This window comes from Pseudomonas sp. GL_117, assembly GCF_057835125.1.
Genome location: NZ_CM174418.1, coordinates 5,378,845 through 5,399,254, shown reverse-complemented (window position 1 = coordinate 5,399,254; position 20,410 = coordinate 5,378,845). Strand labels below are relative to the sequence as shown.

General features: G+C 62.4%; 21 protein-coding genes. 11 read left to right on the top strand and 10 right to left on the bottom strand.

Going from position 1 to position 20,410, the window contains the following annotated elements:
* Positions 1-91: 91 nt before the first annotated feature.
* Together yedA and rhlE1 are read left to right on the top strand one after the other, a co-directional pair.
* Positions 92-988 carry a drug/metabolite exporter YedA gene (yedA, locus tag AC3ISR_RS24585; protein WP_489324498.1) on the top strand — a complete coding sequence of 299 codons (897 nt, stop codon included), beginning with the start codon at positions 92-94 and terminating at the stop codon, positions 986-988.
* A gap of 47 nt (positions 989-1,035) precedes the next feature.
* Positions 1,036-2,370 (top strand): RNA helicase RhlE1, encoded by a 1,335-nt coding sequence (gene rhlE1, locus AC3ISR_RS24580; protein WP_192299000.1) that lies wholly within the window; start codon positions 1,036-1,038, stop codon positions 2,368-2,370.
* Between the two features lie 127 nt (positions 2,371-2,497).
* On the opposite strand, the gene AC3ISR_RS24575 is transcribed toward rhlE1, so the two are convergent.
* Entirely contained in the window at positions 2,498-3,724 is a 1,227-nt protein-coding gene (locus tag AC3ISR_RS24575; protein WP_463983890.1) for a TIGR03862 family flavoprotein, read from the bottom strand.
* A 171-nt stretch (positions 3,725-3,895) separates the two neighbouring features.
* Complete coding sequence (locus AC3ISR_RS24570) at positions 3,896-4,816, bottom strand: histone deacetylase family protein (protein WP_192298998.1); 921 nt, start codon at positions 4,814-4,816, stop codon at positions 3,896-3,898.
* A gap of 75 nt (positions 4,817-4,891) precedes the next feature.
* On the opposite strand from AC3ISR_RS24570, the gene AC3ISR_RS24565 reads away from it, so the two are divergent.
* From AC3ISR_RS24565 to AC3ISR_RS24555, 3 genes are read left to right on the top strand one after another with little or no spacing between them, the layout of a single operon-like run.
* On the top strand, positions 4,892-5,461 hold the full coding sequence (locus tag AC3ISR_RS24565) for a GNAT family N-acetyltransferase (RefSeq protein ID WP_192298997.1): 570 nt from the start codon (positions 4,892-4,894) through the stop codon (positions 5,459-5,461).
* 38 nt (positions 5,462-5,499) lie between these two features.
* Positions 5,500-6,369, top strand: coding sequence for an acyl-CoA thioesterase II (gene tesB / locus AC3ISR_RS24560; RefSeq protein ID WP_192298996.1), 870 nt, complete (start codon positions 5,500-5,502; stop codon positions 6,367-6,369).
* Complete coding sequence (locus AC3ISR_RS24555; protein WP_192298995.1) at positions 6,366-6,953, top strand: HAD family hydrolase; 588 nt, start codon at positions 6,366-6,368, stop codon at positions 6,951-6,953. The genes tesB and AC3ISR_RS24555 overlap by 4 nt, the downstream gene beginning before the upstream one ends.
* A gap of 128 nt (positions 6,954-7,081) precedes the next feature.
* Here AC3ISR_RS24555 and AC3ISR_RS24550 read toward each other — a convergent pair whose 3' ends face one another.
* The 3 genes from AC3ISR_RS24550 to AC3ISR_RS24540 all read right to left on the bottom strand — a co-directional run bounded on the left by AC3ISR_RS24550 (position 7,082) and on the right by AC3ISR_RS24540 (position 9,432).
* Complete coding sequence (locus tag AC3ISR_RS24550; protein ID WP_192298994.1) at positions 7,082-8,056, bottom strand: alpha/beta hydrolase; 975 nt, start codon at positions 8,054-8,056, stop codon at positions 7,082-7,084.
* A complete protein-coding gene (gene ypfJ, locus AC3ISR_RS24545) occupies positions 8,057-8,944 on the bottom strand; it encodes a KPN_02809 family neutral zinc metallopeptidase (protein ID WP_192298993.1) in 888 nt (295 codons plus the stop codon).
* A gap of 71 nt (positions 8,945-9,015) precedes the next feature.
* Complete coding sequence (locus tag AC3ISR_RS24540) at positions 9,016-9,432, bottom strand: hypothetical protein (protein ID WP_192298992.1); 417 nt, start codon at positions 9,430-9,432, stop codon at positions 9,016-9,018.
* 183 nt (positions 9,433-9,615) lie between these two features.
* Here AC3ISR_RS24540 and AC3ISR_RS24535 point away from each other — a divergent pair, with 183 nt between their 5' ends.
* Positions 9,616-10,494, top strand: coding sequence for a DMT family transporter (locus AC3ISR_RS24535; protein WP_192298991.1), 879 nt, complete (start codon positions 9,616-9,618; stop codon positions 10,492-10,494).
* Between the two features lies 1 nt (position 10,495).
* On the opposite strand, the gene AC3ISR_RS24530 is transcribed toward AC3ISR_RS24535, so the two are convergent.
* Positions 10,496-11,830: an MFS transporter gene (locus AC3ISR_RS24530; protein ID WP_192298990.1), complete on the bottom strand. Its 1,335-nt coding sequence runs from the start codon at positions 11,828-11,830 to the stop codon at positions 10,496-10,498.
* A 212-nt stretch (positions 11,831-12,042) separates the two neighbouring features.
* Between AC3ISR_RS24530 and quiC the strand changes: the two genes are divergently transcribed.
* Positions 12,043-13,944 carry a 3-dehydroshikimate dehydratase QuiC gene (quiC, locus tag AC3ISR_RS24525; RefSeq protein ID WP_192298989.1) on the top strand — a complete coding sequence of 634 codons (1,902 nt, stop codon included), beginning with the start codon at positions 12,043-12,045 and terminating at the stop codon, positions 13,942-13,944.
* Between the two features lie 80 nt (positions 13,945-14,024).
* The gene (locus AC3ISR_RS24520) at positions 14,025-14,690 is read left to right on the top strand and encodes a TetR/AcrR family transcriptional regulator (RefSeq protein ID WP_226455776.1); all 666 of its coding nucleotides are present in this window, start codon (positions 14,025-14,027) and stop codon (positions 14,688-14,690) included.
* Between the two features lie 98 nt (positions 14,691-14,788).
* Here the strand turns inward: AC3ISR_RS24520 and AC3ISR_RS24515 are convergent, their stop codons facing one another.
* Positions 14,789-15,637, bottom strand: a complete 849-nt coding sequence (locus AC3ISR_RS24515) for a shikimate dehydrogenase (RefSeq protein ID WP_192298987.1) — start codon at positions 15,635-15,637, stop codon at positions 14,789-14,791.
* Complete coding sequence (gene aroQ, locus AC3ISR_RS24510) at positions 15,634-16,083, bottom strand: type II 3-dehydroquinate dehydratase (protein WP_192298986.1); 450 nt, start codon at positions 16,081-16,083, stop codon at positions 15,634-15,636. Before aroQ ends, AC3ISR_RS24515 begins: the two co-directional genes overlap by 4 nt.
* A 242-nt stretch (positions 16,084-16,325) precedes the next feature.
* Between aroQ and AC3ISR_RS24505 the strand changes: the two genes are divergently transcribed.
* Complete coding sequence (locus AC3ISR_RS24505) at positions 16,326-16,754, top strand: DUF4160 domain-containing protein (protein ID WP_225595492.1); 429 nt, start codon at positions 16,326-16,328, stop codon at positions 16,752-16,754.
* Entirely contained in the window at positions 16,751-17,215 is a 465-nt protein-coding gene (locus AC3ISR_RS24500) for a DUF2442 domain-containing protein (RefSeq protein ID WP_192298985.1), read from the top strand. The genes AC3ISR_RS24505 and AC3ISR_RS24500 overlap by 4 nt, the downstream gene beginning before the upstream one ends.
* A 154-nt stretch (positions 17,216-17,369) precedes the next feature.
* Here AC3ISR_RS24500 and trmA read toward each other — a convergent pair whose 3' ends face one another.
* Both trmA and AC3ISR_RS24490 read right to left on the bottom strand, forming a co-directional pair.
* The gene (gene trmA / locus AC3ISR_RS24495; protein ID WP_463983888.1) at positions 17,370-18,449 is read right to left on the bottom strand and encodes a tRNA (uridine(54)-C5)-methyltransferase TrmA; all 1,080 of its coding nucleotides are present in this window, start codon (positions 18,447-18,449) and stop codon (positions 17,370-17,372) included.
* Entirely contained in the window at positions 18,446-19,741 is a 1,296-nt protein-coding gene (locus AC3ISR_RS24490; protein WP_192298983.1) for an NCS2 family permease, read from the bottom strand. Before AC3ISR_RS24490 ends, trmA begins: the two co-directional genes overlap by 4 nt.
* 222 nt (positions 19,742-19,963) lie before the next feature.
* Between AC3ISR_RS24490 and AC3ISR_RS24485 the strand changes: the two genes are divergently transcribed.
* On the top strand, positions 19,964-20,410 hold the full coding sequence (locus tag AC3ISR_RS24485) for a DUF4879 domain-containing protein (RefSeq protein ID WP_192298982.1): 447 nt from the start codon (positions 19,964-19,966) through the stop codon (positions 20,408-20,410).

The following is a 20,410-nucleotide window of genomic DNA, read 5'->3' as shown; positions in this document are numbered from 1 at the left end:
TGTATGGGCGGTTTAAACAGGTTTTGTAACTTAAGTTTAAAGGCCTGCCTTTTTAGAATAAGCATCCCATCTCCTGCCATAGAGCCACCCAATGCCTGGCCCACGTCGCTTTCCCTTACCGTTGATCGCCGCCTTTTTTGCCTTGTATGTGATTTGGGGGTCCACCTACCTGGTGATCCGCATCGGCGTGGAGTACTGGCCGCCACTGATGCTCGGCGGGATTCGCTTTTTGGCGGCGGGGGCGGTGATGTATGGCTTCCTGCGCTGGCGCGGGGTGCCGGCGCCGACGTGGGAGCAGTGGAAGGCGTGCGCGAAGATCGGCATTTTGCTGCTGACCTTCGGCAACGGCGCGGTGACGCTGGCCGAGCACTCCGGGGTGTCGTCCGGGGTGGCCGCGCTGGCGGTGGCGACGGTGCCGTTGTTCACGTTGTTGTGTGGCTATTTCTGGGGCGCACGTAATACCCGTCTGGAATGGGCAGGTGTGATCCTGGGGATCGCTGGCATCGCCATGCTCAACATGGGCAGCACCTTGCAATCGAGCCCGATGGGCGCCGCGTTGCTGCTGTTTGCGGCCGCTTCGTGGGCGTTCGGTTCGGTGTGGAGCCGACGTCTGCCGTTGCCCCAGGGGGCGATGGCCAGTGCCGCGGAGATGCTGGTGGCGGGCGTAACGCTGCTGATCGGCAGCGCACTCACCGGCGAACGCCTGCACGGCATGCCTCCCGTCGAAGGCTGGCTGGCCCTGGCGTACCTGGCCGTGTTCGGTTCGATCATCGCCTTCAACGCCTATATGTACCTGCTCAAGCACGTGCGCCCGGCGGCGGCGACCAGCTATGCCTACGTCAACCCGGCGGTGGCGGTGTTGCTCGGGATTGTGTTTGTCGGTGAGACCATCGGCATGGAAGAGGCCCTGGCGATGTTGGTGATCATCAGCGCGGTCCTGCTGATCAGCCTGCCCCAGTGGCGCAAGCCCAAGCCGGAAATAAGGTAAACTGCGGCGCATTGCGTGCTTGCGCTGAATTTTCCTACGGTAACTACATGACTTTCGCCTCCCTTGGCCTGATCGAACCCTTGCTGCGCGCCCTTGACACGCTTGGCTACCAGACCCCGACGCCGGTGCAGGCGCAAGCCATTCCAGCGGTGCTGGCCGGTCGCGACTTGATGGCTGCGGCCCAGACCGGCACCGGCAAGACCGCCGGTTTTGCTCTGCCATTGCTGCAACTGCTGACCATGGAAGGGCCGAAAGTTGCCGCCAACTCGGCGCGTGCACTGATCCTGTGCCCGACCCGTGAGCTGGCCGAGCAGGTGCACGCCAGCGTCGCCGAATACGCGCAAAACCTGCCGCTGACCACTTACGCGGTATACGGTGGCGTAAGCATCAACCCGCAGATGATGAAGCTGCGCAAGGGCGTCGACATTCTGGTCGCCACCCCTGGCCGCCTGATCGACCTGTTCCGCCAGAACGCGCTGAAACTCAATCAGCTGCAAACCCTGGTGCTGGACGAGGCCGACCGCATGCTCGACCTGGGCTTCTCGGAAGAGCTGGCGAACATCTACCGCATGCTGCCGAAAAAGCGCCAGACGCTGCTGTTCTCCGCGACGTTCTCCGATGACATCCGCCTGCTCGCCGGGCAGATGCTCAACGACCCGCTGAGCATCGAAGTCAGCCCGCGCAACGTTGCCGCCAACACCGTGAAGCAGTGGGTTGTGCCGGTGGACAAGAAGCGCAAGCCGGAGTTGTTTGTGCACTTGATGCGCAAGGGGCGCTGGAAACAGGTGCTGGTGTTCGCCAAGACCCGTAACGGCGTGGACGCGCTGGTGGACAAATTGCAGGGCCTGGGCATCAACGCCGATGGCATCCACGGCGACAAGCCGCAGGCGACCCGCCAGCGTGCGCTGGACCGCTTCAAGGCCAGCGAAGTGCAGATCCTGGTGGCCACCGACGTGGCAGCCCGTGGCCTGGACATCGAAGACCTGCCGCTGGTGGTCAATTTCGACCTGCCGATCGTGGCCGAGGACTACATCCACCGCATCGGCCGCACCGGGCGTGCGGGCAACACCGGCGAGGCGATTTCCCTGGTGTGTGCCGATGAAGTGAACATGCTGTCGGCCATCGAGATGCTCACGCGTCAGACGTTGACCCGCAAGATGGAGCCGGACTTTGAACCGGAGCACCGTGTGCCGGACACCGATGCCAGCGGCCAGGTGGTGAAGAAACCGAAAAAGCCGAAGAAACCTAAAACTTCCGGTGGTGGCGGCAAGCGCAACCTGGGCAAGTGGGTGGACAGTGGTGACGCGGCGCCGGCCGAGCCTTCGATCAAGCCGGTGCGCAAGGTGCCGGTGTTTAATACCGGGCCGCGTAAGAAGAAGTGATTTTGCGCTGTGGCTGATGGCCCCTTCGCGAGCAAGCCCGCTCCCACACTCGACCGAGTTTCGACATGAAAATGCGGTCAAAATGTGGGAGCGGGCTTGCTCGCGAAGGGGGCTTTGAATCCAAACCTCAGCGTTTAAGCCACTCCACCATCCCCCGCCCAGCCGCTCGCCCGCTGGCAAAACACCCCGTCAGCAAATACCCGCCCGTCGGCGCTTCCCAGTCCAGCATCTCTCCGGCACAAAATACGCCTGGCAATTGCTTGAGCATCAAGCGCTCATCCAGCGCTTCGAACGGCACGCCGCCGGCGGTGCTGATCGCTTCGTCCATCGGCCGGGTTTTCACCAGGGTCAGCGGCAGGGCCTTGATGGCGGCGGCCAGCTGCGCCGGATCGTTGAAGTGTTCGGCGGGCGCCAACTCGCGTAATAACGCCGCTTTCACGCCATCCAGCCCCAACTGGCTGTGCAAATGTTTGCTCATCGAGCGCGAACCACGGGGCTTGGTCAATGCAGCTTGAACCTTATCCACAGGCTTGCTCGGCAACAGGTCGATATTCACGGTGGCCGAACCGGTTGTGTTGATCGCCTCGCGAATCGGCGCCGACAACGCGTAGATCAAACTGCCTTCGATACCGGCGGCGGTGATCACACATTCCCCCAGCCGGGGTTTGTCGTCGCCCAAGCCGATGGCGACGTTTTTCAACGGCGCACCGGCGAATTTGCTGACCATCAACTCGCTCCAGGCCGACACCTCGAAGCCGCAGTTGCTCGCTTGCAGCGGGGCACAGGGCACGCCTTTGCCTTCCAGCAGCTTGAGCCACGTACCGTCGGAACCCAGGCGCGACCAACTGCCACCGCCGAGGGCCAACAGTACCGCATCGCCGCGCACGGTTTTTTCGCCGTCGGGACTGTGGATAAGTAAATCGCCGTGGGCATTCCAGCCGGTCCAACGGTGCCGGGTGTGGATAACCACGCCCTGGTCGCGCAGGCGCTTGAGCCAGGCGCGCAGTAGTGGGGCGGCTTTCATGTCGGTAGGAAACACCCGGCCGGAGGTGCCGACAAAGGTTTCGATACCCAACCCATGTATCCATTCGCACAATGCTTCGGCGCCAAACCCACGCAGCAGCGGGGCGATGTACGGCGCTCGTTCGGCGTAGCGCGACAGAAACGTCGGGTAGGCTTCGGAGTGGGTGATGTTCATGCCGCCAACACCGGCCAGCAGGAATTTGCGCCCCACCGACGGCATCCCGTCGTACAGGTCCACGTGCAGCCCCGCCTGGCTCAAGACTTCGGCGGCCATCAGCCCGGCGGGGCCGCCGCCGATGATGGTGACGTGTTGGGGTGCGGTCTGGGGCATGGCGAGGGCTACGGTCGGATAAACAGGCCGAGCATTCTACCCGAGGACAGCGCAAACGCCTGATCAAAAAATGTACAGCTTCCTACAGGCCTTACAGATATTGACTCTTAGGTGCTTACGCTCAAGTTATCCACAGGCCGTTCCACAGGCATTGTGGGTAACGCGCATAACTCAATGACAACCTGATGACGTCCACACCCGTTGTGCGCTGTGGTGCAGGATGCCGTGGCGGCGGGCCAGGGCAGGGCGGTCCTTGCTGTAGCCGCCGCCGATCACGCCCATCACCGGGATGTCGCGGCCCAGGCAGTGGCGCATCACGCTTTCATCGCGGGCGGCGACGCCTTGGTCTGTCAGCTTGAGGTAGCCGAGGGCGTCGTCCTTGTGCACGTCGACGCCGGCGTCGTACAGCACCAGGTCCGGCTGGTAGAGCGGCAGCAGGTAATTGAGCGCGTCGTCCACCACCTTGAGGTAGTCGCCGTCGCCCATGCCCATGGGCAGCGGGATGTCCCAGTCGCTCTGGGCTTTGCGTGCGGGGAAGTTCTTTTCGCAGTGCAGCGACACGGTGATGGCCTCCGGTGTGTCATGGAGGATGCGTGCGGTGCCGTCGCCCTGGTGCACGTCGCAGTCGAAGATCAGCACGCGATTGACCCGGCCGCTGGCGAGCAGGTAATGGCTGATCACCGCCAGGTCGTTGAAGATGCAAAAGCCCGCCGGGTAATCGTAGTGGGCGTGGTGCGTGCCGCCCGCCAGGTGGCAGGCGAGGCCGTGTTCCAGCGCCTGTTCGGCAGCGAGGATCGAGCCGCCCACCGCCCGCACGGTACGCCGCGCCAGGGCTTCGTTCCACGGCAGGCCGAGGCGGCGCTGGTCTTCGCGGGACAGTTCACCGCCCATGTAGCGTTCGATGTAGCCGGGGTCATGGGCCAGCGCCAGGATCTCGGGTGGGCACAGTTGCGGGCGCAGCAGTTGGCGGTCCTCGGTCAACCCGTTGGACACCAAGTGGTCACGCAACAGGCGGAACTTGTCCATGGGGAAGCGGTGCTCCGCCGGGAACGCGGGGCTGTAATCATCGTGGTAGATCAGTGGTAAAGGCATGGGATTATCTGACGGGAACCTGCGACGGATCTTACCCGCGTTGTACACTCACGCACATGGCAAGGGAGGGGACCCATGGAGCCGATACTCGAACTGGAAAGTGCGCGCCTGGTGCTGCGCCAATGGCGCGACAGCGACCTGCCGGAGTTTGCGCGCATGTGCGCCGACCCACAGGTGATGCGCTATTTCCCGGCCAGGCTGAGCCACCTGGAAAGCGCCGCATTGATCGGCCGCATTCGTGGCCACTTCGCCGAATATGGCTTCGGCCTGTGGGCCTTGCAGCGCAAGGACAGCGGCGAGTTCATCGGCTTGACCGGCTTGCAGCATGTCAGCTTTGACGCCGCCTTCACCCCGGCGGTGGAAATCGGCTGGCGCCTGGCCCGCGAACATTGGGGCCTGGGCTACGCCAGCGAAGCGGCGTGGACGGCGTTGCGCTGCGGCTTCGATCGCTTGCAGCTGGATGAAGTCGTCGCCTTTACCACCGAAGCCAACATGCCATCACAAAAAGTCATGCAGGCCATCGGTATGCATTACGATCCCCTGGCAGATTTTGCACACCCCAAGGTCGCAGCCGATGACCCGCTGCGCCATCATGTGTTGTACCGCATCACCCGCGCCCAATGGTTGGACACGCTGCACGGATAAGCAGACCGGAATGCCCCATAGATTGTAGGAGTTGCTCTATGAGCCAAGTATTGGAAGATCTGGTGGACTTGCTGACCCTGGAGCCGATCGAGGAAAACCTCTTTCGCGGCCGCAGCCAGGACCTGGGTTTTCGTCAACTGTTCGGCGGCCAGGTGCTCGGCCAGTCGCTGTCGGCGGCCAGCCAGACCGTAGAAGAAGCGCGGCATGTGCACTCATTGCACGGCTATTTCCTGCGTCCCGGTGATGCGGCATTGCCGGTTGTGTATTCGGTCGACCGTGTGCGCGATGGCGGCAGTTTCAGCACGCGCCGGGTCACCGCGATCCAGAAGGGCAACCCGATCTTCACCTGCAGCGCTTCGTTCCAGTACGACGAAGAGGGCTTCGCACACCAGAGCACCATGCCCGTGGTGGTCGGCCCGGAAAACCTGCCGTCGGAGCTGGAGTTGACCCAGCAACGCGCGCACCTGATCCCCGAGCATATGCGCGACAAGCTGCTGTGCCCCAAGCCGATCGAAGTGCGCCCGGTCACCGAAAAAGACCCGTTCAACCCGCAGCCGTCCGACCCGGTCAAGTACGTGTGGTTTCGTGCCGACGGCGCGTTGGCCGACACGCCTGCGCTGCACAAATACCTGCTGGCCTACGCCTCGGACTTCGGCTTGCTGACCACCTCGTTGCTGCCCCATGGCAAGACCGTGTGGCAGAAAGATATGCAGGTCGCCAGCCTCGACCACGCGCTGTGGTTCCACGCCGACCTGCGCGCCGATGACTGGTTGCTCTACGCCATGGACAGCCCGTGGGCCGGCAATTCCCGTGGGTTCTCCCGTGGCAGCGTGTACAACCGCGCGGGGCAATTGGTGGCTTCGGTAACGCAGGAAGGCTTGATCCGCCATCGCAAGGATTGGACGTGAGCCTGTCGCACATCAAGCACTGGGTGTTCGACATGGACGGCACCCTGACGGTGGCCGTGCATGACTTTGCGGCGATCCGCCAGGCGCTGGAGATTCCTGCGCAGGACGACATCCTCACGCACCTGGCCGCCCTGCCCCAGGACCTCGCAGCGGCCAAGCATGGGTGGTTGCTGGAACATGAGCGCGAGCTGGCCCTGGGCTCGGTCGCGGCCGAGGGCGCAGTGGAACTGGTGCGTGAACTGGCCGGGCGCGGTTATCGCCTGGGCATCCTGACCCGCAATGCGCGGGAACTGGCGCACATCACCCTGGAGGCAATTGGTTTGGCAGACTGCTTTGCCGTCGAGGACGTGTTGGGGCGTGATGATGCGCAGCCCAAGCCGGACCCGGATGGCTTGTTGAAACTGGCGGCGGCGTGGGATGTGGCGCCGAGCACAATGGTGATGGTCGGGGATTATCGCTTTGACCTGGAGTGCGGTCGGGCGGCGGGGGCGCGGACGGTGTTGGTCAACCTGGCGCAGAACCCGTGGCCGGAACTTGCCGATTGGCATGCCGAGGACTGCGCGGCCTTGCGCCGGATGATCTAACACTGATAATGAAGATCAACTGTGGGAACTGGCTTGTGTGGGAGCGGGCTTGCTCGCGAATGCGGTGTGTCAGCTATACATCGATCGACTGACCCACCGCTTTCGCGGGCAAGCCCGCTCCCACAGTTTTATTGCGTGAACAACACCTTCTGCCCCTGCGGCGACGTAAACATCCCATCGCCGTTATGCCCGACACCGGGCACTTCCACCAGCGTATGACGCAACTGCGGATGCCGCTGCTTGAGGTAGTCGAAATAATTGTGCCCACGAATCAACCGATACGCGCCCTGGGTTTGTGCCTCGCAGCCTATATCCAGCGCGTGATGCTTCGGGTCGATGTCCTGCTGGCCCAGCAGGTACGTGATGTCACGTGACACGTAAGCCTGCTCCAGTTGTTCGACGCTGCGGCCTTTGGCATAGGCCGGCAGGTTCTGCATGCCGTATTTCCAGTCGTTGAAGCCTGGGCAACTGGCGGCATCGAACGGCACCGGCCGCTGTGGGCTGAAGTAGGCGTAGGACGAAGGATTCGCCACCACATACCGCAGGCCGATGCCTTCGCTTTGCAGCTTGGGATGATCGTGGCTGGTGAGGGCAAAACGCTGTATCACCTGGCCACCGCCGGAGTGCCCGGCCACCACGATTTCCTTGAGCGCCGGGAACAGCTTGCGGTTGCCCAGGTGCTTGATGATCTGGTCGAGGGCGCCATAGGAACTGATCGGGCCCGGGCCGGTGGACGCTTCGCCGGCCATCCAGCCGTTGTCGGTCCAGCGCAGTATCCGCTTGTCCAGATGCTCGTGCCGCGCATCCGCCTCCGTCAGAAAGCGCGGTGCAATCACCAGGGTGTGGGTGGCTTGCCCGGCATTCTCGGCGGCCTGTTCGCCACTTTGCAGATAGGCCGCGGCATCGCGCAGGCGGCCATGCACGATGATCAGCGCGCGGGTGACGTCTGGCAGCGGCTGGCGCCAGTCCTGGCTCAAGCCCAGGCTGAGATCCCCGGCCTTGAGTGGGAAACGATCGAGGTCGCTGTCCTTGATGTCGTGCCCAGCGGCGAACGTAGAACAGCTGACGAACAGACCCAGCAGCAATGCCAGTCGTTTATTCATTTAGAGACTCTTGGCGGAAAAGGTATCGCACTGAGTGATCTGGCCCTGGGCGAAGCCGGTCTTGAACCAGCGTACGCGTTGCGCCGAGGTGCCGTGGGTGAACGAGTCCGGCACCACGCGGCCTTGGCCCTGTTGCTGCAAACGGTCGTCGCCGATGGCGTTGGCGGCGTTCAGGGCTTCGTCGATGTCGCCGGGCTCCAGCCAGTTCAAGCGTTTTTGCGCATGGTTGGCCCACACGCCGGCGAAGCAGTCGGCTTGCAGTTCCTGGCGCACCAGCAGGCCGCCGTCGCCCTGCATCTGCCGGCCTTGTTGGCGGGCCGTCTGGAGCTTGGCCGAGATGCCGAGCAACGTCTGCACGTGGTGCCCGACTTCGTGGGCGATCACGTAGGCCTGGGCGAAGTCGCCGGCGGCCTGGAAGCGTTGCGACATTTCGCGGAAGAAATCCAGGTCCAGGTAGACCTGCTGGTCGGCCGGGCAATAGAACGGGCCGCTGGCCGAGGTGGCGCCACCGCAGGCCGAATTCACCCGGCCACGGAACAGGATCAGTTTCGGGTTCTTGTAGGTCAGGCCGTTTTCCTGGAACACCTGGGCCCAGGTGTCTTCGGTATCGCCGAGCACGGCGCGGACAAAGTCGGCCTGTTCGTCATTGGCCGCTGGCGCCTGGCGCGTCTGGGTGCTGACCGACGGCGCCTGCTCCATCTGCCCGGTGAGTTGGCCGAGGATCTGCAACGGGTCCTGGCCGGTCAGCCAGCCGATGCCGACGATCAGCACAATCGCGGTCAGGCTCAGGCCCTTGCCGCCACCAAAGCGCATGCCGCCACCGCCGCCGCCACTGTCATCGCGGGCGTCCACCACGTTGTCGCTGCGTCGGCCTTTTTTCCATAGCATGGGGGCAATCCTCTCGATAAGCCTTTTATAAGTTGAAACTTAACTGTGGCAAGTTCGTTGGAGTATGGACGTTATTGGCGGCAGTAGCCTTCGCCACTCGCCACGACCAGGCAGTCCTTTTTATCTGCCAGCCACTTGAGGCCAGTGGCGGCACCGTCGCCGGCGCGTAGCAATTGCGGGCCGTCCGGGCGGGTGAAGGCGATGCCGTCTTCGGCGGCTTCACCTTTGAAGGTGCCGGAGTCGCCGGCGTCGAGGCCGTATTGCATGGTGATGATGTAATGCCCGCGGCCGACGCTGTCGTCCTTGGCGATGGTCAGGTACAGGCCTTCGACGCCGACCCACTTGCCGACCCACTGGTCGGTGGGCGGGGTGGCCGGCACCAGGGTCGCTTGCACGGAGGCGGGCGCCGGTTTGGGCGCGTCCTTGGCTTCCTGGCCGCAAGCGGCGAGCAGGGCGATGGCAGAGAGAACAAACAGGGCTTTTTTCATAGTGGCAGGCCTTGGATAAAAAGTGTGCAATGCGTGGGCGATCGTGCGAGGTTGGACTCGAATCCCATGATTTAGTGCGCTGTTCGCACAGTGTTTGGTTATGCTCTTGGGGCAGACGCAAGCCCGGCTGCTAGATTACCGGGTTGAGCAGCCCGCGTTCAGCCCGTCATGCAAGAGAACTCAATGACCGTCAGCACTCCCCTCTCCGGCGTCAACCATCCTTTCAAAGGCATCTTGCTGATTGTGGTGGCGACTTTCCTGTTTTCCAGCCACGACGCCTTGTCCAAATACCTGGCCGGGTTCTACCCGATCGTGATGGTGGTCTGGGCGCGCTATCTGGTGCATACCCTGTTGATGGCCGGGATTTTCCTGCCGCAATCGGGCTTGCGCGTACTGCGCAGCAAACGGCCGGGAATGCAGGTGGTGCGGGCGTTGTGCCTGCTGGGTACCAGCCTGTTCTTTACCACGGCGCTGCATTACATCCCCCTGGCGGAAGCCACGGCAGTGAACTTCCTTGCACCGATCCTGGTGACAGCGCTGTCGGTGCCGCTGCTCGGTGAGCACGTTACGCGCGGCCAGTGGCTGGCGGTGATCTGCGGGTTTGTCGGCGTGCTGATCATCATCCACCCCGGTGGCGAACTGTTCACCCCGGCGGTGCTGCTGCCGCTGTGTTCGGCGTTGTTCTTCTGCTTCTACCAACTGCTCACGCGCATCCTGAGCCAATACGACAGCCCGACCACCAGCAACTTCTTCGCCGGCCTGTGCAACACCCTGGTGATGAGCGCGATGGTGCCGTTCTTCTGGCAGGTCCCGACGCTGTGGCATGGCGTGTTGATGCTGGCGCTGGGCACCTGCGGGATGACTGCGCACTTGATGTTGACCCAGGCGTTCCGCTTCGCGGCACCGGCGTTGCTGGCACCGTTCGGCTATTGCCAGATCGTGTTTGCGGGGTTGTTGGGCTGGCTGGTATTCAACCATACCCCCGACTTGACCACGGTGGTCGGCATCGGGGTGATCTGCATGAGCGGGTTGGCCGCTGCCTGGCAGCAGCGGCGCAGGTAGATCAGACGTCTACGGTAGGGATCTTGCGCGGCGCCATGAAGTACATCCAGGTCAGCGCAATGAAGTACATCGCCGGGATCAGGGTGAACAACACGGTGTAGTTGTTGTTGGTCACGGTGAGGATATGGCCGACGATCTGGGTCATGAACATGCCGCCGATGGCCGCACACATCCCGCCGAAGCCGAACACCGTGCTCATCATGTGCTTGGGCGTGTAGTCCATCACCAGGCTCCAGATGTTGGCGGTCCAGGCCTGGTGCGCACCGATGGCCAGGGAGATGGCAAACACTGCGACCCACAGCTGGCTGGAACCGGCCGCCATGATCACGCCGACGATGCAGCAGGCGAATAGCAACATCGACAGCAAGCGCGCCTTGATCGAGTTCATGCCACGGCCGATCAGGAACGACGACAGAATCCCCCCACCCACACTGCCGAAGTCGGCTGTCAGGTAGATGATGATCAGCGGGATACCCATCTGGGTCACGTTGATGCCCAGGTTGTATTGCTGGTTCAGGAACGGCGGCAACCAATACAGGTAGAACCAGAACACCGGCGCGGTCAGCGCGTAGGCAATGGCGAAGGCCCAGGTGCCGCGCATGCGCAGAATGCGGCTGAACGGCACACCCGGTTGTTCGGGTTCGACTTCCCGTTGCACGTAGTCCAGTTCGGATTGTTTGACGCTCGGATGGTCTTCCGGGTTGTAGTACTTCAAGCCCCAGAACACCAGCCAGATCGCGCCGAGCGAGGCCATGCACAGGAATGCCGCCTGCCAGCCCCACACGTGCAGGATCAGCGGCAGCAGCATCGGCGTCATCATCGCACCGACGTTGGTGCCGGCGTTGAAGATGCCGGTGGCCACCGCACGTTCGCCGGCGGGGAACCACAAGCGTGTGGTCTTGACGCAGGCCGGGTAGTTGGCGGCTTCGGTCAGCCCGAGGATAAAGCGGCAGACCATGAAACCCACCGCCGAGGTGGCCAGGCCGTGGGCACCAGTCGCCAGGCTCCACAGCAGCACGGCGAAGAAGAACACGCGTTTCACACCGACGCGGTCGATCAGGCGGCCTTGCAGCACAAAGCCGACGGCGTAGCCAACCTGGAACCAGAAGTTGATGTTGGCGTAGTCCATCGCCGTCCAGCTCATTTCCTTGGCGAGGATCGGTTGCATCACGCCCAGGGCGGCGCGGTCGATGTAGTTTAGGGTGGTGGCAAAGAACACCAGGGCCAACATGCCCCAGCGAGTTTTACCCACGGCCAGGGCGCCGCGGATCTTGTCGCCGATGCCGGCGTGCGGGGTGCCGGAGCGCGAGGCCAGGGCGGAGTTTTGCAGAGGCATGAGGTCGTACCCGTTTTTTGAAATTTTTATGGTGTGTTCTGGGTCAGGTTGCGTCGTTGATGGTGCGCAGCGGCTAAAAAATCGTCAATTCGGTAAACGGGCATAGTGTTCGATAATCGCACCAAAAACTAACTGGTTCGTACATTTTAATTGCTGTGGGTAGACTGGGGGCGAATAATTTGGCGCAAACAATAATTGCCGGGAGTCGCCCCATGCAACGTTCCATTGCCACCGTTTCCTTGAGCGGCACCCTGCCGGAAAAACTCGAAGCGATTGCCGCCGCCGGGTTTGATGGCGTCGAGATCTTCGAAAACGACTTGTTGTATTACGACGGCAGCCCCCGCGAAGTCAGGCAGATGTGTGCCGACCTCGGTATCGCCATCACCCTGTTCCAGCCGTTCCGCGACTTTGAGGGCTGCCGCCGCGACCGTCTGGCCCGCAACCTGGAGCGTGCCGAGCGCAAGTTCGACCTGATGCAGGAACTGGGCACTGACCTGGTGCTGGTGTGCAGCAACGCCTCCGCCGATTGCGTCGGCGATGAACGCATTTTGCTCGACGATCTGCACCTGTTGGCCGAACATGCCGGCCGCCGTGGCTTGCGCATCGGTTATGAAGCGCTGGCCTGGGGCAAGCATGTGAACACCTGGCAGCAGGTGTGGAACCTGGTGCGCCAGGTCGATCACCCGGCCCTCGGCGTGCTGCTCGACAGCTTCCACACCCTGTCACTCAAGGGCGACCCGAGCGCCATCGCGCAGATCCCCGGCGACAAGATCTTCTTCGTGCAAATGGCCGACGCGCCGATCCTGGCCATGGACGTGCTGGAGTGGAGCCGGCATTTCCGCTGCTTCCCGGGGCAAGGCGAATTTGACCTGGCGGGCTTTCTTGCGCCGATCATCAAGAGTGGCTACACCGGGCCGCTGTCCCTGGAAATTTTCAACGACGGTTTCCGCGCCGCGCCGACCCGCGCCAATGCAGCGGATGGCCTGCGCTCCTTGCTGTACCTGGAGGAGAAAACCCGCGAGCGCCTGAAGCAGCAAGCACCGGCGCAACCCGTGCAGATTCTGTTCGATACCCCGGCTGCCAGCGAGTACGACGGCATCGAATTCCTCGAATTTGCCGTGGATGAAAGCCTTGGCGCCAAGCTGACTCACTGGCTGGAGCGCCTCGGCTTCGTCAAGGCCGGCCAGCACCGCTCCAAGAGCGTGAGCCTGTTGCGCCAGGGCGACATCAACCTGATCCTCAACTGCGAACCCTACTCCTTCGCCCACAACTTTTTCGAGGCCCATGGCCCGTCGTTGTGCGCCACCGCGCTGCGGGTCAAGGACAGCGCCAAGGCCCTGGAGCGGGCGGTGGCCTACAAGGGCCAGCCCTATCGCGGGCTGGTCGGGCCCAACGAGCTTGAGCTGGCCGCCGTGCGTGCGCCGGATGGCAGCCTGATCTACCTGGTGGACCCCAGCGAAGGCACGCTGTACGACACCGATTTCAACCTGCAAGCCGCGCCGGCTGCCAGTGGTGGCCTGTTGCGTATCGACCATATGGCCATGGCGCTGCCGGCCGACAGCCTCGACAGTTGGGTGCTGTTCTACAAGAGCCTGCTGGATTTCGAGGCCGACGACGAAGTGGTGCTGCCCGACCCCTATGGCCTGGTGAAGAGCCGCGCCCTGCGCAGCCGCTGCAGTTCGATTCGTTTGCCGCTGAACATTTCCGAGAACCGCAATACCGCAATTTCCCACGCGCTATCGAGCTATCGCGGCTCGGGTGTGCACCACATTGCCTTCGACTGCGCGGACATTTTCGCCGAGGTGCGCCGGGCCAAAGACGCGGGCGTGCCGCTGCTGGACATCCCGCTCAACTATTACGACGACCTCGCGGCACGGTTTGATTTTGACGATGAGTTCCTCAGCGAGCTGGCGTACTACAACGTGTTGTACGACCGCGACGCCAACGGCGGTGAGCTGTTTCACGTGTACACCGAACCGTTCGAAGGGCGGTTTTTCTTCGAGATCATCCAGCGCAAGAACGGCTATGCCGGTTACGGCGCGGCCAACGTGGCGGTGCGTCTGGCGGCCATGGCCAAGTCCCGCAGCGGTGCGGTACGCCAAGCACGGTTGTGAGCGGTGGTGCGGTGCTTCCTTCGGGGAGCGCCGCAGCCCATAATCGGCGCCTGCACAATAAAAACGGCCGTGAGCGCACCATGACCCTGACTCCCGACCTCTCCGCTGCGTCCGAAGCGCCGCGCAAGAGTCGTAAGAACAACCCGGAAAAGACCCGCGAAAACATCCTGCAGGAAGCGATCGTCGAGTTTGTCCAGCAAGGCCTGTCCGGCGCGCGCGTGGACGCCATCGCCGAGCGCATCCACACCTCCAAGCGCATGATCTATTACTACTTCGGCAGCAAGGAGCAGCTGTACGTCGAGGTACTGGAGAAGCTCTACGGCGACATCCGCAACACCGAAACCCGCATGAACCTCACCGCCCTGGAACCGCGCGAAGCGATCCGCCGGCTGGTGGAATTCACCTTTGATCACCACGATCAGAACGTGGATTTCGTGCGCATCGTCAGCATCGAAAATATCCACAATGCCGAATACGTGAAGCGCTCGGAGTCGATCAAGGCGATGAACAGCAACATCCTCGAAGCGCTGGGCACGACCTTGCGCCGGGGCGCGGAGCTGGGTTTGTTTCGTGAGGGGCTGGAGCCGTTGGATGTGCATCTGCTGATCAACTCATTCAGCTTTTACCGGGTGTCCAACCGCCATACATTCAGTGAGATTTTTCAAATTGAGCTGTCGGATGAGGCCATCAAGCAGCGACATCGGGAGATGATCTGTGAGTCGGTGATGCGCTACCTGCAAGCCTGACGCTTACGCGACTCTTCGAGTGGAATGCAACCTGAATGTGGGAGCGAGCAAGCCCGCTCCCACAAAAGCTGCTCCCATATTTGAATTTGTTTCGCCTGTTAGATATTCATGGCCTGAAAGTGCGCCAGCATCCGCTGCGCATCCGGCACTTCGCCACTGAACAACTCAAACGCCTTCACCGCCTGGAACACCGCCATATTGCCGCCATCCAGCGTGCGGCAACCCAAGGCGCGGGCGTCGCGCAGCAGTTCGGTTTCCAGCGGGAAATACACAATCTCGGCCACCCACAGTTCGGCCCGCAGCAGGGCCGCCGGAACCGGAGTGCCAGGCAGCTTGGCCATGCCCATCGGCGTGGTGTTCACCACCCCATCCGCCTCGGCCATGGCGCTTTCCAGGTGGCTGCCGACCTGGGCGCGACCGCTGCCGAAACGCAGGGCGAGGTTGTCCACCAAGTCCTGGGCGCGGCTGCTGTCCAGGTCAAAGATGCTCAGGCGTTCAACGCCTTCGGCCAATAGCGCGTGGGCCACTGCCGCGCCTGCGCCGCCTGCGCCCATTTGTACGACGCGCTGGCGCAGCACATCACTCAGGTTGCGTCGAAATCCTTCGGCGAAGCCCAGGCAGTCGGTGTTATGGCCGATACGTTTGCCGTCCTTGAACACCACGGTATTGACCGCGCCAATCCCCCGGGCCTCGTCGGACAAATCATCGAGCAGCGGCAGGATCGCCTGCTTGCACGGGTAAGTAATGTTCAGGCCGGTGAACTGCATCAACTCGGCAGCGTCGAGCAGGTCGGGCAGGGCATCGACGGTCAATCGCAGCGGGTCCAGGTCGATCAAGCGATACAGGTAGCGCAGGCCTCTGGCGTCGCCTTCCTGTTCATGCAAAGCCGGGGTGCGGGAAGCCTGGATGCCGGAGCCGATCAGGCCGGCGAGGATGCGCGGTTTCATCGGGCTGATCCTTTCAAGATCTGGCTGAAGTGTTCCAGGGCCAGGTGGTAGCCATGGCTGCCAAATCCTGCGAGCACGGCCTTGGCGATGGGCGACACAAAGGAGTGATGACGAAACGCCTCGCGTGCATGCACGTTGGATAAATGCACTTCGATCACCGGCACTTCACTGGCCACCAGCGCGTCACGGATGGCGACGGAGGTGTGGGTCCACGCGGCCGGATTGATCACGATACCGGCGCAACGGGCGCGGGCGCCGTGGATCCAGTCGAGCAGTTCGCCTTCGTGGTTGGTCTGGCGAAATTCGATTTTCAGCCCGAGCTTGTCAGCGCTGCGACCGCACAAAGCGGCCACGTCAGCCAGGGTTTCATGCCCGTAGGTCGCCGGCTCGCGGGTGCCGAGCAGGTTGAGGTTGGGGCCGTTGAGCACCAGCACGATAGGCGGCATGGGAGGGTCTCCACAATTATTGTTAGTTGTGGCGGTAAAATGTACTGAATGGTTAATTTGGTCAATCGACGGCGAAGGATATGTTCGATTACCGAACGGTTATGCGCGGTAACAACACGGCATTCGACGCTTCGTTGCCGGTCACTAGTCTGAGAAACAGCTCCAGGATTTTGGAGCCGGTTGTCGGGTGGCACGGGGTGAAATTGTTACCGGACGGAAAATAACCTAACGGATGGGTTACGATGCGAATAGGCACTTACAAGGGATGTGTAATTTCAGTGCTTCTCAGGGATGAGCACTGCCCGCCGCATGTGCATGTAAGGGGCACGGGCTGGGATGCGCGTTTTCGTTTCAGCTTTCTGGATGACGGCGTGGAGTTGTGGGATGTGGACCCTGAACGACGTCGGCCGCCCGGTGCCGTTCTGTTGGGGATTTGCCAGGCGCTGAGGCAGCGGCATTATCTGGCGCGGGCGCGAAGGATTTGGTGGGAGAAAATTCAAACGGTCTGCCTGGAGAACCATTCCTGGGACCTGGGGGCGGATGAGGTGGTACCTGGATTGGTCATCCGGCCGGGTGTTCATGTAATCGCAAGCGCTTGGCACGATGTTGTCGAGCAACAGACAATTTTGAGTCTAGTGAGGGTCCCGGTATGGGTGAAGATAACTCTGTGAAGGTCGTAAAAGCCAAAGTCCGGCCCTACGTGCCGCTTACCGAGGCTGACATCGATAAAGCGATAGCCCGTGGGCGCAAGACAAGGCATTTGTATGCCCGAGCCAGCTCGGTGCGCTATGAAGACAAGAGTATTTCCATCGGCTTCAGCGACGGCAGCCGGATCTCGCTGCCCGTTGCGGGCCTTCCCGAGTTCGAGGGGTTTTCGCTGGAAGACTTCCAGCGGTTGGAGGTCGGTTTCGGTGGCAAGGCGCTGTGCTGTGAACCCCGGGACCTGGACGTGTCCATCACCGGCCTGATCGCCACGAGCCAGCCCCTGATGGACCTGGCCGCCAGCCTGGTGGCTTCGCGCAACGGTCGCAAGAGCAGCGCCGCCAAAGCCGCCGCTGCCCGCGCCAATGGCAAGAAGGGCGGGCGGCCGCGCAAGGATACGACGAAGCCCGACGATTCAACTGACGCATGAAAAGCCGTGTTGGGAGTCGGCTTATGTGGGAGCGGGCTTGCTCGCGAATGCGGTGTGTCAGCGTAAGCCGCTGTGACTGACACTCTGCCATCGCGGGCAAGCCCGCTCCCACACAAGCCCGTTCCCACAGGGGGATTGCGAGTGGCTGTAAGTTTCAGCGACGCGTCAGCAGGACGCCCGACTCCATATGATGCGTCCACGGAAACTGATCAAACATCGCACACTGGGTGATGCGGTGCGTGTCATGCAGTTGCGCGATGTTCGCCGCCAATGTCTGCGGGTTGCACGAGATGTACAGGATATTGTCGAAGCGTCGAGTCAGCTCGCAGGTGTCCGGGTCCATGCCCGCGCGAGGCGGGTCGACGAACACGCTACCGAACTCATAGCTCTTGAGGTCGATGCCGTGCAGGCGACGGAACGGGCGCACTTCGTTGAGCGCTTCGGTGAGTTCTTCGGCGGACAGGCGCACCAGGGTGACGTTGTCCACCGCGTTTTCAGCGAGGTTGCTCAGCGCGGCGTTGACCGAGGTCTTGCTGATCTCGGTGGCCAGCACTTTGCGTACGCGGGTCGCCAGCGGCAGGGTGAAGTTGCCGTTGCCGCAGTACAGCTCCAGCAGATCATCCGGGCGGTCGCCCAGGGCTGAGTACGCCCAGTTGAGCATCTTCTGGTTCACCGTGCCGTTGGGCTGGGTGAAGGCGCCTTCGGGTTGGCGATAGCTGAAGGTGCGACCACCGACTTCGAGTTGTTCCACCACATAGTCGTGGCCGATCACATCGCGCTTGCCCTTGGAGCGGCCGATGATGCTCACGTTCAAGTCAGCCGCGAGCTGGTTGGCAGCGGTGTGCCAATGCTCGTCCAGCGGGCGGTGATAGCACAGCGTGATCATCGCATCGCCGGCCAGGGTGGTGAGGAACTCCACCTGGAACAGCTTGTGGCTCAGGGCGGCGCTGGCTTGCCAGGCGGCCTTGAGTTGCGGCATCAACTGGTTGATGCGCAGGCTGGCGATGGGAAACGCTTCGATCAGGATCGGCGTGCGCTTGTCGTCCTGGGAAAACATCGCGTAGTGGCGCTCACCGCCTTCGCGCCACAGGCGGAACTCCGCGCGCAGGCGGAAGTTCTGCAGCGGCGAGTCGAAGACCTGCGGCTCGGGTGCATCGAACGGGGCCAACAGGTCACGCAAGCGCGTGACCTTGTCTTGCAGTTGAGCGGTGTAGCTTGCGGCGTCAAAAGTCATGCGTTGAACCAGCCCAGCTTGATCACGAACAGGATCGACAGGATCACCAGCGCCGGGTTCAGCTCACGGTAGCGGCCCGAAAGCAGCTTGATGGCGGTCCACGCGATGAAGCCGAAGGCGATGCCGTTGGCGATGGAGTAAGTAAACGGCATCGCCAGGGCGGTGATCACCACCGGCGCTGCAACAGTGATGTCATCCCAGTCGATTTCCGCCAGGCCCTGGGTCATCAGCACGGCCACGAACAGCAGCGCGGGGGCGGTGGCAAACGCCGGGACGCTTTGCGCCAGTGGCGAGAAGAACAAGGCCAGCAGGAACAGGATCGCGACAACGATGGCGGTCAAGCCGGTGCGGCCGCCGGCGCTCACGCCCGCGGCGGATTCGATGTAGCTGGTGGTGGTCGATGTACCCAGCAGCGAACCGGCCATGGCAGCGGTGCTGTCGGCGATCAGCGCACGGCCCATCTTCGGCATGTGGCCGTCCTTGCTCATCAGGCCGGCGCGCTTGGCGACGCCGATCAGGGTGCCGGAGTTGTCGAACAGGTCCACGAACAGGAACGCAAAGATCACGCTGACCAGGCCGATGTCCAGCGCGCCCTTGATGTCCAGTTGCAGGAAGGTCGGGGCCAGGGACGGTGGCATCGACACCACGCCGTTGAACGGGGTCACGCCCAGGGCGATGGACGCAATGGTCACCGCGAGGATGCCGATCAGCACCGCGCCGCGTACGGCCAGGGCTTCCAGCGCGACGATCAGCACGAAACCGAGGGTGGCCAGGATCGGCGCGGCCTTGGTCAGGTCACCGAGGCCGACCATGGTGGCTGGGTTGCTGACGACAATGTCGGCGTTGTGCAGGGCGATCAACGCCAGGAACAGGCCGATACCGGCAGCAATCGCCGAACGCAGGGGCAGCGGGATGGCGTTGATGATCCATTCACGGATACGGAAGATCGACAGCAGGAAGAACAACACCGCCGAAATAAACACCGCACCCAGCGCTACCTGCCAGGTATGGCCCATGTGCAGGACCACGGTGTAGGTAAAGAAGGCGTTGAGGCCCATGCCCGGCGCCAGCGCAATCGGGTAGTTGGCGATCAGGCCCATCACGGTCGAACCGATGGCCGCCGCCAGGCAGGTCGCGACAAACACCGCGCCCTTGTCCATGCCGGCCTGACTGAGGATGCTCGGGTTGACGAACAAGATGTAGGCCATCGCCAGGAATGTGGTGATACCCGCGAGAATCTCGGTGCGCACATTGGTGTTGTGGGCTTTGAGTTGAAACAGCTTTTCCAGCATGCCGGCTCCCTGTGACGCTATTTTGCGTCGTGATTTGTTGACCTCTAAGTCAAAGCACAAACTGCGCCAAGCGCCTGTGGTTTCAGAGAGGATCGGAAAAAGCGGCGCATCATACCAGCAGCCGAGGCCGTGTGGTGTGCGGGCTGGCCGTTGTGAGCAATCGCCCTTGATCATGACCTTGAGGCATACTGCGCCGACGTTTAATCCGGGGTCATTCACAGCATGAAAAAAGCCAACGCGTGGAGTCTAGCTCTGATCCCCTGTATCGGCCTGTGGCTCGGCGCAGCACCGGCGTGGGGCGCGACTGCACCGCCGTTGAGCGAGGTGCGGGTGTTCCAGGTTCAATCGGCCGGTTGCACCGAAACCATCCCGGAGCGCGCGCAAGGCACCCAGATGTGTACGCACCGCGGGCCCACCAAGGTTTCGGTGATGGAAGTCGGCCTGGGCAACAACCCCGTGGGCCGCTTCAACGGCGCCGAATTGAACGGGCAGCGCACGCCGGTGTGCCAGGTCGGCAACGTCAGCCAGGTGTGCAGTGGCGCGGGCACGGTGATGGGTTACATCTACGTGTTCGACCTGAATGTCGAGGACCAGGGCTGGTTCGAATACAGCAATTCGTCGATCAACGGCCCGCAGAACACCCTCAAGACCCTGCTCAATATCCGCTGA